The organism is Streptomyces sp. NPDC032940, from assembly GCF_040636935.1.
Lineage (GTDB): Bacteria > Actinomycetota > Actinomycetes > Streptomycetales > Streptomycetaceae > Streptomyces.
The window spans coordinates 13,116-27,611 of record NZ_JBEZVJ010000029.1 but is presented as its reverse complement, the minus strand read 5'-3'; the positions used below and the strand labels follow the sequence as shown (position 1 = coordinate 27,611).

Here is a 14,496-nt window from a genome sequence, read left to right as displayed (position 1 = left end):
GTCGGGCCTCAGCCGGACGACTCGTCGGGTACGGGGTGCTCGGGATGCACGTTGCCCGACTGCGGTGCGCCCCTGCGGCCCGTCCCGGCCTCGTCCGTGTCGGGGACGTCTGTGTCGGCGTCGGGGACGTCGGTGCCCTCGGCGTCCGCCGGCGCGTCCCGGTCGGCCGCTCCAGGGTCAGGGGAGTCTTCGGAGTCCTCGGCGTCCTCGGCGGCGGCGGGCGCGGGCCTCGCACGGGTGGCGGCCGCCTCCCAGGGGTCCTCGCCGGCGCCGGCCTGCTGGTCCGGCAGGTCCCGCGGCACGGGAGTGCCGTTCTCGCCCGGTCCTTCGAGGCGGTGGTCGGTCACGGCGCTCTCCCTCCGGTGGCTTCGCCGGGTCGTACGGGCGAGGTCGGGTACCTCCGGCGGCGGACGGCGAAACCTCAGTGCGGCGCCCGTTCGTCCAGGGCCGTGCGCCAGGCGGGCAGGGGGTTCTCGGGCTCCGGCTCGGGGCGACGGCCGCCCCGGGCGAAGAAATCGGCCAGCGGCAGGATCGCGGCGCCGACGGTGACCGCGTCCGGGCCGAGCCGCCCCAGGTCGACGGTCACCTTCTGGGCGGGGTGACGCAGCGCGTACGACACCGCGTGGCGGCGTACGGCGGGCAGGAAGCGGGTGCCGAGCTGGAGGCCGGCCCAGCCGCCGATGAGGATGCGCTCGGGCTGGAACAGGTTGATCAGGTCGGACAGGCCGGCGCCCAGATACTCGGCGGTCTCCTCGAGGACGGCGAGGGCGACCGGGTCGGCGGCGCCGCCGTCGGGCGGGTGGGCGGCGGCCAGCAGGGAGGTCAGGGCCGTCTCCTCGTCGGTGCCCTCGGGCACCCGGCCGCCCTCCTCGCGCCAGCGGGCCAGCAGGGACTCGGCGCCCGCGTAGGCCTCCAGGCAGCCGAGCGCGCCGCAGCGGCAGCGGCGCCCCCTGACCCGGACCGTCAGATGCCCCCATTCGACCGCGCGGCCGTGTTCGACCTCGGGGGTGACGAGGCAGGCGCCGACGCCGGAGCCGAAGAGCACGACGATCGCGTTGCGGGCGCCGCGCCCGGCGCCGAACCACATCTCGGCCTGGCCGAGGGTCTTGGCGCCGTTGTCGATGAAGTACGGGACGGTGTCGGGCAGCGGGGAGCCGGCGCGGAGCAGGGCCTCGAGCGGTACGGCGTCCCAGCCGATGGTCTGGCCGTGGACGACGGCGCCGCGCTCGGGGGTGTGCTCGACGATGCCCGGGACGCCGATGCCCACGCCGAGCAGCCGCTCGGGGGCGAGGCGGGCGGCGGCCAGCACCTCGGCGACGCCCTCGCGGATGTGGTCGACGATGACCTCGACCTCGTAGCGCTGCTGGGTCAGCGGGCGTTCGGCGCGGGCGAGCTCGGTGAGGGTCAGGTCGAACAGCTCGACGCGCACCCTGGTCTCGCCGACGTCCACGCCGATCATGTGGCCGCTGCCGGGCGCGACGCGCAGCAAAGTGCGGGGCCTGCCGCCGTCGGAGTCGACGCTGCCGGCCTCCTCCACCAGCCCGTCGGCGACCAGGTCGGCGACGACGTTGCTGACCGAGCCCGAGCTCAGCCCGGTCGCGGGGCCCAGCTCGAAGCGGCTGAGCGGCCCGTCGAAGTAGAGCCGCTGCAGCACGGCCGTACGGTTGGCCCGCCTGAGGTCGCGCACCGTGCGCCCGTTCCGCCCCGCCATTTGGCTCCTCCCGCCGTGCCCGACCAGCAACATACCTCTCCCGGCCCGCCGCCCGCGACTTTCCTCTCCCCTTAATTCAGGCTGTGAACTGCGACGCCGACCCGCCTTCGTCCGGCACTCGGGCCGCCGCACGGGAAATCCATTGGCCTCAACCCCGCCCGGCTATCTACGCTAGGCAGAAACCTAGGACCCCTAGGTTCACCTTCACCGGACCGACGATCACACCCCGGGGCTTCCCATGAGAACACTCACCGAGCGGGACATCCGCGACTCCTTCGTCAACTGCTCCAAGGGCGAGGCGAAGCGGCTGGCCGTCCCCCGCGACCTCGACGAGCGCCCGTGGGAGGATCTCGACTTCCTCGGCTGGCGCGACCCCGGAGCGCCCGACCGCAGCTATCTGGTCACCGAACAGGGTGAGCGCCTCGTCGGTGTCGCGCTGCGCTTCCAGCAGGCCCGGAGCGGCTACTTCCAGCGCAGCATGTGCTCGCTGTGCCTGACCACCCATGCGCGGGGCGGCGTGTCCCTGATGACCGCGCGCAAGGCGGGCCCGGCCGGCCGCGAGGGCAATTCGGTCGGCCTGTACATGTGCACCGACCTGGCGTGTTCCCTGTATCTGCGCGGGAAGAAGCTGCCGGAGACCGGTGCCCGCTTCGAGGAGAGCCTGACCCTGGAGGAGCAGATCGCCCGCACCACGGACCATTTGTCGGCCTTCCTCGCCAAGATCACCGGCTGACCCCTCCGCCCCCGGCACCATCGGGCGGCACCCCGGCGCGTGAGAGGCGTTTTGACCCCCTGCGTCCGGTTACCGTCTGTCCGGATGCGTTCGATGCGCCCGGGGAAAGGGAACAGCCCGAGGATGCTGGATGTACGTGAGGCGGCGGGGTCCGCGAAGCGCGAGGCGAAACGCCTGGCGAAGGACCCCATGGTCGTGCAGGCGCTGCGCTCGGCCGCGGCGGCGTCGATCGCCTATGTGATCGCGGTGCGGCTGTCCCCCGACAAGTCGGCGGCGCCGCTCACCGCGCCCCTGACCGCGCTGCTGGTCGTCCAGGTCACCCTGTACGCCACGCTGAAGATGAGCGTCCGGCGCGTGAACGCGGTGGTGGCCGGCGTCCTGGTCGCCATCGTCTTCAGTGCGGTGGTGGGGCTGAGCTGGTGGAGCCTCGCGCTGCTGATCGTGGCGGCGCTGGGCGTCGGACATCTGGTGCGGGCGCACGAGTTCGTGGCCGAGGTGGCGATCAGCGCGATGCTGGTCCTCGGGGTGACCTCGCACGGGAGCCTGGCGTGGGCCCGCGTGGTGGAGACGCTGATCGGCGCGGTCGTCGGACTGGTCTTCAACCTGCTCTTCGCTCCCCCGGTCTGGGTGGAGCAGGCCGGGGAGTCGATCGAGGGTCTGGCACGGCGGGTGCGGCAGCTGATGCTGCGCATGGGCGAGGAGGCGGCGGGCGCCACGCCGTTCCACGAGGCGGCTGCCCGGCTGCACGAGGCCCGCCGCCTCGACCACGACATCGCCGAGGTGGACGAGGATCTGCGGCAGGCCGAGGACAGTCTGCGGCTGAATCCGCGCGTCCGGGAGGGCCTGCTGCACCGGGTGGTGCTGCGCACCGGTCTGGACACGCTGGAGATCTGCACGGTGGTGCTGCGGGTCCTGGCGCGCACCTTCACCGACCTCGCGAAGGAGCGCGAGCCGGATCCCCTGTTCGCGCCGGAGACGGGCGCGGCCATCCAGCAGCTGCTGTCCGAGATCGCCGACGCCGTGGTCAGCTTCTCGGTGCTGGTGACGACGAGTGCCAGCGAGAACGCCGAGTCGGCGGAGGAACGGCTGAGCGCCGAGCTGCACCAGGCCGCGGTCACCCGGGACAAGCTCGCCCAGCTGCTGCTGGACGGGGTCCAGCGCGACGCCCGGCAGTGGCAGTTGCACGGGGCGGTGCTGACCGAGGTCAACCGCATCATCGACGAGATGGACACCGAGCACCGCTCGCGCCGGCTGCTGGAGGAACTGGACCGGCACACCCGGGAGCAGCGCGAGCGGCGCCCTCGGCTGATGCGGACGTGGGAGCGGCTGCGCAAGCTGACACGGCGGCGCCGGAACCGCGGGGGCCCCGGCCGTCGTTCTCGGTGACGGACGTCCGGGGCGACGGGCACGGACGGACGCGGACGGGCGAGGGCCCGGCTGGACGAAGAGGGGGCGTACGGATGACCAGAACGAGCGTGCGGATCGAAGGGAACACCCTGCGGCTGCCGGGCGGTGCGGCGGTGCGGTTCGTCCGCACCCTGCGGCTGCCCGAGACGGGCACGCACCCGCTGCCGCCGGGGCTCGGCGAGTTCCCGGTCCGCCGGGTCGCCGATCATGCGGACACCGTGCCCGAGGCCTGGCGGGCGCGCGGCGGCGTGATGCTGCCGGTGTATCTGCGCGAGGCCATGTGGCTGAGCTTCGCCGGCACCGCCGAGCCCGCCGCACTCCAGGTCGGGGTGGGCAAGGTGTGCGCGGTGTCGGGGAAACCGTGGAGCGACCGGCTGTCCCGCGACCCCCAGAACTACGTGGTGCTCCCGCGGCAGCCCTGGCTGGACGGCATCAACTCCGGGACGGGCACGGTGCGCCAGTTCGTGGCGGTCCCGCTGGGCCTGGGCGCGACCGTGGAGGGCCAGGTGACGGGCGAGGAGGTGTGGGGCGGCGTGCAGTTGCAGGCCTTCACGCTCAACGACCGGGAGCTGGCCCGCTGGCGCGAGGAGGAGCGGCGCCGGGCCGAGGCGCTGCGCGCCCGGGGACCCCGGCCGCCCGCGGCCTACGGGGCCCCGATGCCGATGGCGGCGCCGGCCGCTCCCGGCGCGGCCCCTGCGCCCGCGGGTGCGGCCCGCGGGCGGTCCGCGCCCGCCATGGGACTGGGCGTCGGCGGGTCCATGCGGCAGGAGGTCTACCGGGACGAGCGGCGCCTGACGGACTGGGCCGAGCGGCCGGCGGGCCGCGTCTTCGTGCATCTGGTGACGCCGCCCGAGTGGCGGCGGATCACCGGCGAGGCGCCGCCGCCGTCCCCCGTGGACCGGGCGGCGTACACCCGGGCGGGTCTGCCCTGGTTCGACTACTACGACCAGGACGCCGAGGACCTGGCGCCGACCGATCCGCTCCGGGACGTCAAGCCGGTCGGCGAGTGGATCGGCGACGACCACGAGCCCTGGCAGCAGCCCGGCCCGCAGCAGATCACTCCCCTCGGGGACGCCCCGGGGGCACCGGTGCAGGACGGCGACTGGTAGACACGGTGCGGACGGGACGGACCGACGGGCTGGGGTGCGCATGAGCGGTGGCGGCTGGAACAGGCGCCGGTTCGGCGCGTTCCTCGCCCGGGCGGCCGCCGCGGCGGCGCTCCCGGCGGCGACGGCCTGCGACGACGCGCAGGACTCCGGATCCGCGGCCACCCCCGGGGCGTCCGCGGCGAGCGGCGGCGCCCCGGGCCGGGAGCACTCCGGGTCCGGTCCGCGCCCGCTGTACCTGGGGACGTACACGTCGGCCGAGGGCGGCGGCCGGGGCATCGGCCTGGCCGGGTACGACGCCCGCACGGGCCGGATCACCGGCCGGGGCACGGTCACCGGCGTGGCGGATCCGTCGTTCCTGGCGGTGCACCCCGCCGGACACACGCTGTACGCGGTCAGCGAGCGGGAGGACGGCGCCGTGACCGCCGTACGCCTGTCCGACCGCGTGGTCCTGGGGAGCCGGAGCACCGGCGGCTCCGCGCCCTGTCATCTGTCGGTGCATCCGAGCGGGCGGTGGCTGCTCAGCGCGAACTACGGCTCGGGCAGCGTCGCCGTGCACCCGGTGGACGCATCCGGCGCGCTGGGCGAGCGGACCGGCCTGGTCACCCACTCCGCTCCCCCGCCCGGCCCCGGGCAGGAGGGCCCGCACGCACACCAGGTGGTCACGAGTCCGGACGGAGGCCATGTCCTCGCCGTCGACCTGGGCACGGACACCGTGTACACCTACCGCCTGGACGAGCAGGCGGGCACGCTCGCGGAGGTCTCCCGGGCGCGCACCCGGCCGGGCGCCGGACCGCGCCATCTGGCCTTCCACCCCGGCGGGCGGCACGCCTATCTCGCCAACGAGGCCGACAACACGGTCGCGGTATGCGCCTTCGATCCGGGCACCGGGCGCCTCACCGTCGGCGAGCCGCAGTCCACCGGCACGGGGGCGGGCACCAGTTACCCGGCGCAGCTCCTGGTCACCGCGGACGGTTCGTACGCCTTTCTCGCCAACCGGGGCCACGACAGCATCACCCGCTACGCCGTGGCGGCGGGCGGGGCGGAGCTGCGGCTGCTGGACACGGTGCCGGTGGGCGGGGACTTCCCCCGGCAGATCGCGTTCTCCCCGGACGGCGGACTGCTGTTCGCGGCGAACCAGAGGTCCGGCACGGTGAGCGTGTTCCACGTGTCCGCGGAGACCGGCGGACTGCGTCTCACCGGGGAGCCGTTCGCCTCACCCGTCGCCGTCTGCGCGCTGCCGCTGTAGCGCGCGGGGGCAGTCGGCAGCGCTCGCCTGCGCGAGCAGCACATGCATGCGTTCGGTGAGCTGTGCGACGTCGTCGGCGGGCGCGTGGAACGGCAGCCGTACGTCGCCGTGGGTGCGGGCACGCTCGATGCGCAGCGTCAGTCCGTGCCGGTCGACGGCGAGGGGGCGGACCCGGACGGCGCCGTGCAGGCTGCCGGCGTCGACGAGCCGGGTGAGCCGTTCCACCGCGTCGCCCTGACAGTCGGCGAGGTGGGTCAGCAGCCGGGCCTCGGCGGCGGCCAGCGGGTCGGGCGCGGCGGCGGCGAACTCGTCGCAGCCGACCACCACGGCGCCGGACGGCTGCCGCAGCACCACACGCGTGGGCCGGAACGCCAGGTGGCCGTCGTCCGCGGTGAACCACCCGGCGAGCCAGAGCCGGGCGCGGATGCGGTTGCGCACCGGGACGGGCGCCACGTCGGCGAACTCCAGCACGGCGGACGGCTCGCCGCGGGGCGCGAAGAGGGCCGCCGCGTGCAGGGCGCTGTCCTCGGGCAGGTGCAGCAGCACGCGGCCGTCCTCGGCCACGGTGTGCGCGCCGACGAACTCCTCGCGGCCGCCCTCCGCGGTCACCGCGCAGGACCATGCGGCGGCGAGCACGGAACGGGCCTGCTCCGCCGCGGCGGGCGCGGCCGTCCAGGTGTGGTGGTCACCCATTCCATCCTCCGTCATCTCCATTAGGTAAGGCTTGCCTAACTTATCGGAGATCAGGGTGCGCGCCAACCAGGACGTGTGATCTTTACGTGACCTTTCCGCGCACGGAGGGGGCGTGGACCGGGCGCACGCCACGGCGGAACGCGCCGCCTACGGCGTGATCGCGCCCAGCAGGGCCCGCGCGCACAGGTCGCGCACCTGCTCCCGGGCCGGCCGCGGATCCCGCAGCCACTCCAGGCAGACCGCGGTGGTGAACGCCAGCCAGCCGCGCACCGCCAGCCGCACGTCGGCCCGCTCCTCGAAGGCGGGGCCGAACTCCGGGTCGGCGGCCAGGGCGGCGAGGATCTGCCGCTCCTGCGCCGCCAGCGCCCTCCGGTACACCCGGCGCACGGCCTGGTCCCCCGTCGCGTCGGCACGGTGGAAGGCGCGGTAGCCGTGCGCGTGTTCCCGGACGTACTCCAGGTAGGCGTCGAGGCCCGCGGTGAGCTGCTCGCGGACCGGGACGCCGGGCACGGCCGCCGTCATCCGCAGCATGCGCTCGCTCTCGCGCTCGACGACCGCGGCGAAGAAGTCCCGTTTGGCCGGGAAGTAGTGGTACAGCAGACCGCGCGAGACCCCGGCGATCTCGGCGACCCGCTCGATCCACACGTCGTCGTAGGGACTCTCGGAGAACAGCCGCGCCCCCACCGACAGCAGCTGCTCCCTGCGCTCCTCGGTGCTGAGCCGGCGGCGCGTGCGCTCACCCTGGTTCGCGGGCATGCCCGCACTCTACTTGACGCCGGTTCAACAACGGGACGACACTGGGGCCGCTATTGAATCCACGTACAACACGCTCGAACACGGCGCCATGTCAAGGGAGATCGCGTCATGGCTCAGACGAGGACGGAGACGGCCGCGGACGGGCTGCCGAAGGGATTTCGCAGCGCCGAGCTGGGCTGGCCCGAGCTGGACCGCATCCCGCACCCCCCGTACCGGCTCCCCCTGCTCGGGGACGTGGTCGGAGCCGGCCCGCGCACGCCGATGCAGGACTCGCTGCGCTACGCGCGCCGGCTGGGGCCGATCTTCCGGCGGCGCGCCTTCGGCAAGGAGTTCGTGTTCGTGTGGGGTGCCCGGCTCGCCGCCGACCTGGCGGACGAGTCGCGCTTCGGCAAGCACGTGGGCCTCGGCGTGGCCAACCTGCGGCCGGTCGCCGGGGACGGGCTGTTCACGGCGTACAACCACGAGCCCAACTGGCAGCTCGCGCACGATGTCCTGGCGCCCGGGTTCAGCCGGGAGGCGATGGCCGGCTACCACCTCATGATGCTGGACGTGGCGGGACGCCTGACGGCCCACTGGGACGGGGCCGAGGCCTCCGGACGCACGGTGGACGTGCCCGGCGACATGACGAAGCTGACGCTGGAGACGATCGCGCGCACCGGGTTCGGGCACGACTTCGGCTCGTTCGAACGCCCCCGGCTCCATCCCTTCGTGGAGGCGATGGTGGGCACGCTCACCTACGCGCAGCGCCTCAACACCGTGCCCGCACCGCTCGCGCCGTGGCTGCTGCGGCGCGCGAGCCGCCGCAACACGGCCGACATCGCCTATCTGAACCGCACGGTCGACGACCTGGTCAGCGCGCGCCGCGCCGCCGGCGGTGGCGGCGACGGGGACCTGCTCGACCGGATGCTGGAGACGGCCCACCCGGAGACCGGCGAGCGCCTCTCGTCGGAGAACGTGCGCCGTCAGGTCATCACCTTCCTGGTGGCCGGCCACGAGACCACCTCGGGCGCGCTCTCCTTCGCGCTGCACTATCTCGCCCGGCACCCCGAGGTCGCCGCCCGCGCCCGGGCCGAGGTCGACCGCGTCTGGGGCGGCACCGAGACGCCCGGCTACGAGCAGGTGGCCAAGCTGCGTTACGTGCGCCGGGTGCTGGACGAGTCGCTGCGGCTGTGGCCGACGGCGCCCGCCTTCGCACGGGAGGCGCTGCGGGACACGGTGCTGGACGGCACGTATCCGATGCGGCGCGGCGCCTGGGCGCTGGTCCTCACCGGGATGCTGCACCGCGATCCCGACGTGTGGGGGCCGGACGCGGAACGGTTCGATCCGGACCGCTTCGACGCGAAGGCCGTACGGGGCCGCGCACCGCACACCTTCAAGCCGTTCGGGACGGGCGCGCGGGCCTGCATCGGGCGGCAGTTCGCGCTGCACGAGGCCACGCTCGTGCTCGGGCTGCTGCTGCGCCGCTACGAGCTGCGGCCCGAGCCGGACTACCGGCTGCGGGTGACCGAGCGGCTGACGCTGATGCCGGAGGGGCTGCGGCTGCGGCTGGAGCGGCGCACCGCGGTGCCGGAACCCGCGGTGCGGGAGCCCGGGGCGAAGGCCGCTGCCTCAGAGGACCGTTGTCCAGTGCACCGGACGGCTCAGTGACCCCGGCAGCCTGGTGCCGGCGCTGCCGCGGGCCGCGGTGAGCTGCGGCTGGGTGAGGAAGAAGGCGCCCGTGAGGTCCGCGTCCGTCAGGTCGGCATCGCGCAGGTCGGCGCCGATCAGGTCCGCGCCCCGCAGATCGGCGCCGGTGAGGTCGGCGGCGATGAGGTAGGCGCCGCGCAGATCGGCCCCGCGCAGGTCGGCGCCCTTGAGACGGGCGCCCATGAGGTCGGCGCCCCGGCGGTTCTTCTTCCTGCCGCGCGCCCCGGCCCGCATCAGTTCGCTGGTGCGCAGCAGGAGCACGTTGACCCGCTGCCGGTGCGCGGCGACGTCCAGGGCGGCCAGTTCCTCGGGGCCCGCGGCGGTGAGCCGTTCGGTCTCGGCCAGCACTCGGCGCAGGTCGGCGTGGACGGGCCGGGCCGCGGGCAGGGTCAGCGCCTCGGTCAGGTACCAGAGCAGCTCGTGCAGTTGGCGCACGACCGGGAACACCTCGAACATGAGGCGGGCCCGTCCGGGCGGGCCGGTGCGCCAGTCCTGTCCCCCGAAGGTGACCTGGGAGACCCGCTGCCCGGCGCCGAAGCAGTCGTAGACCGTGCAGCCGGTGAAGCCCTCGGTCCGCAGCCGCGCGTGGATCCCGCACCGGCTGTCCGCGCCGAGGTTGCCGCAGGGGGTGCCGGCGGCCTTGTCCACCGCGAAGTCGGCCGACCGCGTGAAGGGCAGCGCCACGCAGCACAGCCCGAAGCAGTTCTCGCAGTCACCGCGCAGTTCCGCCCGGCCGGTCTCTCGTTCCCGCATGGCGTTCAGCATACGGAACGGGGGCCGGCCACCCCGCAGGGGCGGTTCCGGCCCCCGGCGGGGTCAGTCCTCGTCCGGCAGCTCCAGGCCGGCCAGCCTGGCCGGGTCGGCCAGGATGTACAGGCCGGTGATGCGGCCGTCGGCGACGGTGACGGTCAGGACCGACTGGGGGCGGCCGTCGACCACGCTCACCAGGCCGAGCGAGTCGTTGACCCGGACCATCCGCGCCCGCGCGTTGTACCGCGCGAACATGAGCGCCGACTCGGCCACGGCCTGCGCGCCCCGCAGCGCCTTCGACCCGGCGATGCCGCGCACCAGGGTGCCCGCGTCGGCCCGCAGGACCACCTGCGGGTGGAGGACGGCGACCAGCGCCTCGAAGTCGCCGCCCCGCGCGGCGGCCTGGAAGGCGTCCAGCGCCTCCCGCTGCCGGCCGAGGTCGGGTTCGGCGGGCGGGCCGGCGTCGCGGACCCGGCGGCGAGCACGGGAGGCCAGCTGCCGGGTGGCGGCGGGGCTGCGCTCCACGACCGGGGCGAGGTCGTCGAAGGGCACGGCGAACATGTCGTGCAGCACGAACGCGAGCCGCTCGTCGGGCTCGAGCCGGTCGAGCACGACGAGCAGGGCCACGCCGACCGAGTCGTCGTGCAGCGCCTGCTGCTCCGGGTCGTCCGCCGTCAGGGGCCCGATCAGCAGGTCGGGGACGAAGGTCTCGTCCATCGGCTGCTCGCGGCGCGCGGTGCGCGAGCGCAGCAGGTCCAGGCAGATCCGGCCGGTCACGGTGGTGAGCCAGGCGCCGAGGTTGTCGATGCTGTCCGCGTCGGTGCGGCCCAGGCGCAGCCAGGCCTCCTGGACGGCGTCCTCCGCCTCGGCCAGGGAACCGAGCATGCGGTAGGCGACCGCCCTGAGCTGTCCCCGGTGCTCCTCGAAACGCTCGGCCAGCTCGGTGTCGCCGGTCATCCGCGTCACCGTGCGAACAGCTCGAAGGCGACCGCGGGCCGGTCCCCGAACCGCCGGCCCGTCTCCTGCGCGGTGCGGGTCAGGAAGCCGCGGGCGTACGCCTCCGGGTCCTCCTCGGTCAGCACCTCGATGTAGGTGCGGTGTTCGAGCAGTGAGCGGACCGCGCGCTCGAGGCCGGCGGTGGCGTCCACGGCGTGGGTGGGCGTGGCGGAGCCCGCGACGGCGACCCAGCGGACCCCGTCCCACGGTTCGAGGCCCTGCTCGGTCAGCTCGGGGAAGATCCACCGGTTGCCGGCGTCGCCCGCCGCGTCGAGCGTGGCCCGGCCGACGGCGACGTGGTCCGGGGTGTTCCAGGCGACCCCGCCCCAGGTGTCCCGGTGGTTGAGCGTGACGACCAGTTCGGGCCGGTGCCGGCGGATCGCGGCGGCGATGTCCCGGCGCAGGGCGACGCCGTACTCGACGACGCCGTCCCGGTGGTCGAGGAACTCCACCTCGCTCACCCCGACGACGGCCGCGCTCGCCCGCTGCTCCCGCTCCCGCAGGGCGGCGCACTCACCGGGCGCCAGGGTGTCGATGCCGGCCTCGCCGCGGGTGGCGAGGACGTAGGCGACCTCGCGGCCCTCGTCGGTCCAGGCGGCGATCGCCGCCGAGCAGCCGTACTCCAGGTCGTCCGGGTGGGCGACGACGGCGAGGGCGCGCCGCCAGTCGCCGGGCATGGGCTCCAGTTGCGTGATCGTCGGCTCCGTCATGCCCGCACACTAGCCCGTGGCGAGGGCCTCGCACCCCGGTGGCCGGACACCGCCGCGGGCGTGTGGCGCGAGCGGGTGGCAGGGCCCCGGACGTCAGGCCTCGTCGCGGGCCAGGGCCAGCAGCCGGTCCAGGACGCGGGGGCCGCCGGCCCGCACGCCGTCGTGCTCGAACTCGTCGGTGACCCAGGTGCGCAGGCCCCGGATGCTCCGGGCGGTGGCGAGCGCGTGGGCGGTGTCGACGTACATGTCGTCGTGGTAGACGGCCGCGGCGGCCGGCACCTCGTTGGCGGCGAGGCGCGCGGGGTCGTACAGAGGTGTCCAGTCGGTGCGGGCGGCGAGCAGTTCGGCGGTCTCGCGCAGCGGGCGCAGCGCCGGGTCGCAGTCGAACATCCAGGGGTGGATCGACTCGCCGGTGAACAGCAGCGGTTCGTCGCCCGCGAGGGCCTTGGCGGCGTCGAAGCGCGGGAACTCGGCGCGGACCCGCTCGGCGGACCAGTTCGTGGGGCGTGCGTCCTGTTCGTAGATCGCCTCGTGGACGAGGGCGTACAGCGGGTGGCCGGCGTACGACAGCAGGCCCTGGACCTCTTCCTGGAAGGCGTCGGACAGCTCGGTGCCGTGCGGGGTGCGCACGAAGGCGTCCTCCAGCAGGAAGTGCAGGCGGTGGCTGCCCTCGCTGCCGCCGAGGAGGATGCCGAGGGACTGGAAGGCCTCGACGGTGAGTCGGTAGCCGTTCGGCAGGACCACGTCGTGGGTGAGCAGGTGGTCGGCGATGCGGCGGGCGCGCTCGATGTCCTGGGGGTAGCGGGCGTAGTGCGCGACGACCTTGCGCTCGATGCGGGGGTAGGCGGCCCGGTAGACGTCGTCGGCGTGGGCGTCCAGGGAGGGCAGGCCGCCGGTGATCAGGGCGGTGTGCAGGCCCTCGGGGGCGAGCGAGAGGTAGGCGACGGTGCAGAAGCCGCCGAAGCTCTGGCCGAGGACGGTCCAGGGGGCGCCGCCGGTGACCTGGGGACGGATGGCCTCGCAGTCGCGGACGATGGAGTCGGCGCGGAAGTGGGTGAGGTAGTCGGCCTGCTCGGCGGGGCCGCCGCGCAGCGGCAGCGTCTGGCGGTTGGCGGGGGTGGAGGCGCCGGTGCCGCGCTGGTCGAGGAGGAGGACCCGGTACTCCTTGAGGGCCCGGCCGAACCAGGCGGGCCGGCCGATGAAACGGTTCGCCCCGAAGCCGGGGCCGCCCTGGAGGTACACCAGCCACGGCAGGTCGTCCCGGTGCGCCTGGTCGCTCGCGACGGCCTCGCGGGCGTACAGCTCGATCGTCTCCCCCGAGGGGTCGGCGTGGTCGAGGGGCACGGTGAATCGGCGGTCGGTGAGGACGACGCCGGGCTGGCGGTAACTGGCGCTCAACGGGGCTCCCGGGACGGAGGGGTCGTACGGCCGGATCTTTCGGCCGTGTCCCAGTTCAGCACATGGTCCTCCGGCCGCCGACCCCCGGGACCGGACAGTGTGCTGAACGGCCGGTCAGCGCACGGCCAGGCTGGAGCGGCGGACCACCAGTTCGGGCTGGAGCACGACCCGCCGGTGGTCATGGGTCCGGTCGGTGCCCTCCAGCTCGGTCTCCTCCAGGAGCAGCTCGGCGGCCAGGGCGCCCATGGTGACGGCGGGCTGGCGTACGGAGGTGAGGGGGACGGCCGCGGCGGCGGCGAACTCGATGTCGTCGTAGCCGACGATGGCGAGGTCGTCGGGGACGCGGACGCCGGCGGCGTACATGGCCTGGAGGACGCCGAGGGCGAGCAGGTCGTTGGCGCAGAAGACGGCCGTGGGCCGGTCGGCGAGGCCGAGCAGGCGGGCGCCGGCGTCGCGGCCCGCGGCGACGTCGAGGCGCTCGGTGGGCAGCTCCCGCAGCGCCTCGGGACCGAGCCCCGCCTCGGCGAGCGCGTTCAGGGCTCCCGTGCGCCGGTCGCGGACCTGGTGGAGTTCCGGCGGGCCGCTGACGTACGCCACGGAGCGGTGCCCGGCGTCGACGAGGTGGCGCACGGCCAGCGCGCCGCCGGCGACGTCGTCCACCGAGACCGAGCACTCCGTGGTGCCCTCGGCGACCCGGTCGACCAGCACGAAGGGGATCCGGTGGCGCCGGAAGCCCGCGATGTTGCGGCCGGTGGCGTCGGCCGGGGTCAGCAGCACGCCCCGCACCCGCTGCTCGGCGAAGAGCGAGAGGTACTCGGCCTCCTCGGCCGGGCTCTGGGCACTGTTGCAGACCATCACCCCGAGCCCCGCCTGGCGCGCGGCCCGCTCGGCGCCGCGTGCGACGTCCACGAAGAAGGGGTTGCCCATGTCGAGGACGAGCAGCCCCATGATCCGGCTGCGCCCCGCGCGCAGCTGGCGCGCCGACTCGCTGCGGACGTAGCCGAGTTCCTCGATCGCGGCCAGCACCCGGGCCCGGGTCTCGGCCGCGACGGTGTCCGGGCGGTTGATGACGTTGGAGACCGTACCCACGGAGACTCCGGCGGCGCGGGCGACGTCCTTGATACCCACCGAATGGGCCATCGGGCAGGGACCTCCAGGGTCGGGTCTGGGGAAGGGCGGCGGGAAGGACCTTCACATTACCCGCGCCGCCGCGGCACGGCGCCGCCCGGCCGCCACGGGACGCCGGCGCCGCGCCGCACGCCCTCTGACGCGGGGCCGGGACCGGCGGCTACCCTGCCTCT

At 74.7% G+C, this 14,496-nt stretch carries 14 protein-coding genes; 5 read left to right on the top strand and 9 right to left on the bottom strand.

Features of this window, described 5'->3' with window-relative positions:
* Window positions 1-8: 8 nt before the first annotated feature.
* Together AB0E77_RS27855 and AB0E77_RS27850 are read right to left on the bottom strand one after the other, a co-directional pair.
* The gene (locus tag AB0E77_RS27855; protein WP_361575600.1) at window positions 9-347 is read right to left on the bottom strand and encodes a hypothetical protein; all 339 of its coding nucleotides are present in this window, start codon (window positions 345-347) and stop codon (window positions 9-11) included.
* 74 nt (window positions 348-421) lie between these two features.
* Window positions 422-1,711, bottom strand: a complete 1,290-nt coding sequence (locus tag AB0E77_RS27850; protein ID WP_361575597.1) for an ROK family transcriptional regulator — start codon at window positions 1,709-1,711, stop codon at window positions 422-424.
* A gap of 238 nt (window positions 1,712-1,949) precedes the next feature.
* On the opposite strand from AB0E77_RS27850, the gene AB0E77_RS27845 reads away from it, so the two are divergent.
* The 4 genes from AB0E77_RS27845 to AB0E77_RS27830 all read left to right on the top strand — a co-directional run bounded on the left by AB0E77_RS27845 (window position 1,950) and on the right by AB0E77_RS27830 (window position 6,206).
* Window positions 1,950-2,444 (top strand): FBP domain-containing protein, encoded by a 495-nt coding sequence (locus tag AB0E77_RS27845; protein ID WP_361575594.1) that lies wholly within the window; start codon window positions 1,950-1,952, stop codon window positions 2,442-2,444.
* Window positions 2,445-2,567: 123 nt separating this feature from the next.
* The gene (locus tag AB0E77_RS27840; RefSeq protein ID WP_361575591.1) at window positions 2,568-3,830 is read left to right on the top strand and encodes an FUSC family protein; all 1,263 of its coding nucleotides are present in this window, start codon (window positions 2,568-2,570) and stop codon (window positions 3,828-3,830) included.
* 74 nt (window positions 3,831-3,904) lie between these two features.
* Entirely contained in the window at window positions 3,905-4,960 is a 1,056-nt protein-coding gene (locus AB0E77_RS27835) for a hypothetical protein (RefSeq protein ID WP_361575588.1), read from the top strand.
* Window positions 4,961-5,000: 40 nt separating this feature from the next.
* Window positions 5,001-6,206, top strand: a complete 1,206-nt coding sequence (locus AB0E77_RS27830; protein WP_361575585.1) for a lactonase family protein — start codon at window positions 5,001-5,003, stop codon at window positions 6,204-6,206.
* Here AB0E77_RS27830 and AB0E77_RS27825 read toward each other — a convergent pair.
* Complete coding sequence (locus AB0E77_RS27825; protein WP_361575811.1) at window positions 6,174-6,899, bottom strand: DUF2470 domain-containing protein; 726 nt, start codon at window positions 6,897-6,899, stop codon at window positions 6,174-6,176. The genes AB0E77_RS27830 and AB0E77_RS27825 overlap by 33 nt on opposite strands.
* A 147-nt stretch (window positions 6,900-7,046) precedes the next feature.
* The gene (locus AB0E77_RS27820) at window positions 7,047-7,655 is read right to left on the bottom strand and encodes a TetR/AcrR family transcriptional regulator (RefSeq protein WP_361575582.1); all 609 of its coding nucleotides are present in this window, start codon (window positions 7,653-7,655) and stop codon (window positions 7,047-7,049) included.
* A gap of 108 nt (window positions 7,656-7,763) precedes the next feature.
* Between AB0E77_RS27820 and AB0E77_RS27815 the strand changes: the two genes are divergently transcribed.
* Window positions 7,764-9,302 carry a cytochrome P450 gene (locus tag AB0E77_RS27815; protein ID WP_361575579.1) on the top strand — a complete coding sequence of 513 codons (1,539 nt, stop codon included), beginning with the start codon at window positions 7,764-7,766 and terminating at the stop codon, window positions 9,300-9,302.
* Here the strand turns inward: AB0E77_RS27815 and AB0E77_RS27810 are convergent.
* The 5 genes from AB0E77_RS27810 to AB0E77_RS27790 all read right to left on the bottom strand — a co-directional run bounded on the left by AB0E77_RS27810 (window position 9,264) and on the right by AB0E77_RS27790 (window position 14,335).
* Complete coding sequence (locus tag AB0E77_RS27810) at window positions 9,264-10,106, bottom strand: pentapeptide repeat-containing protein (protein WP_361575576.1); 843 nt, start codon at window positions 10,104-10,106, stop codon at window positions 9,264-9,266. The genes AB0E77_RS27815 and AB0E77_RS27810 overlap by 39 nt on opposite strands.
* A 51-nt stretch (window positions 10,107-10,157) precedes the next feature.
* On the bottom strand, window positions 10,158-11,048 hold the full coding sequence (locus AB0E77_RS27805) for a sigma-70 family RNA polymerase sigma factor (protein WP_361575573.1): 891 nt from the start codon (window positions 11,046-11,048) through the stop codon (window positions 10,158-10,160).
* A gap of 5 nt (window positions 11,049-11,053) precedes the next feature.
* Window positions 11,054-11,797: a PIG-L deacetylase family protein gene (locus tag AB0E77_RS27800; RefSeq protein WP_361575571.1), complete on the bottom strand. Its 744-nt coding sequence runs from the start codon at window positions 11,795-11,797 to the stop codon at window positions 11,054-11,056.
* Window positions 11,798-11,890: 93 nt separating this feature from the next.
* On the bottom strand, window positions 11,891-13,195 hold the full coding sequence (locus AB0E77_RS27795) for an alpha/beta fold hydrolase (RefSeq protein ID WP_361575568.1): 1,305 nt from the start codon (window positions 13,193-13,195) through the stop codon (window positions 11,891-11,893).
* A gap of 114 nt (window positions 13,196-13,309) precedes the next feature.
* A complete protein-coding gene (locus AB0E77_RS27790) occupies window positions 13,310-14,335 on the bottom strand; it encodes a LacI family DNA-binding transcriptional regulator (RefSeq protein ID WP_361575565.1) in 1,026 nt (341 codons plus the stop codon).
* Window positions 14,336-14,496 lie beyond the last annotated feature (161 nt).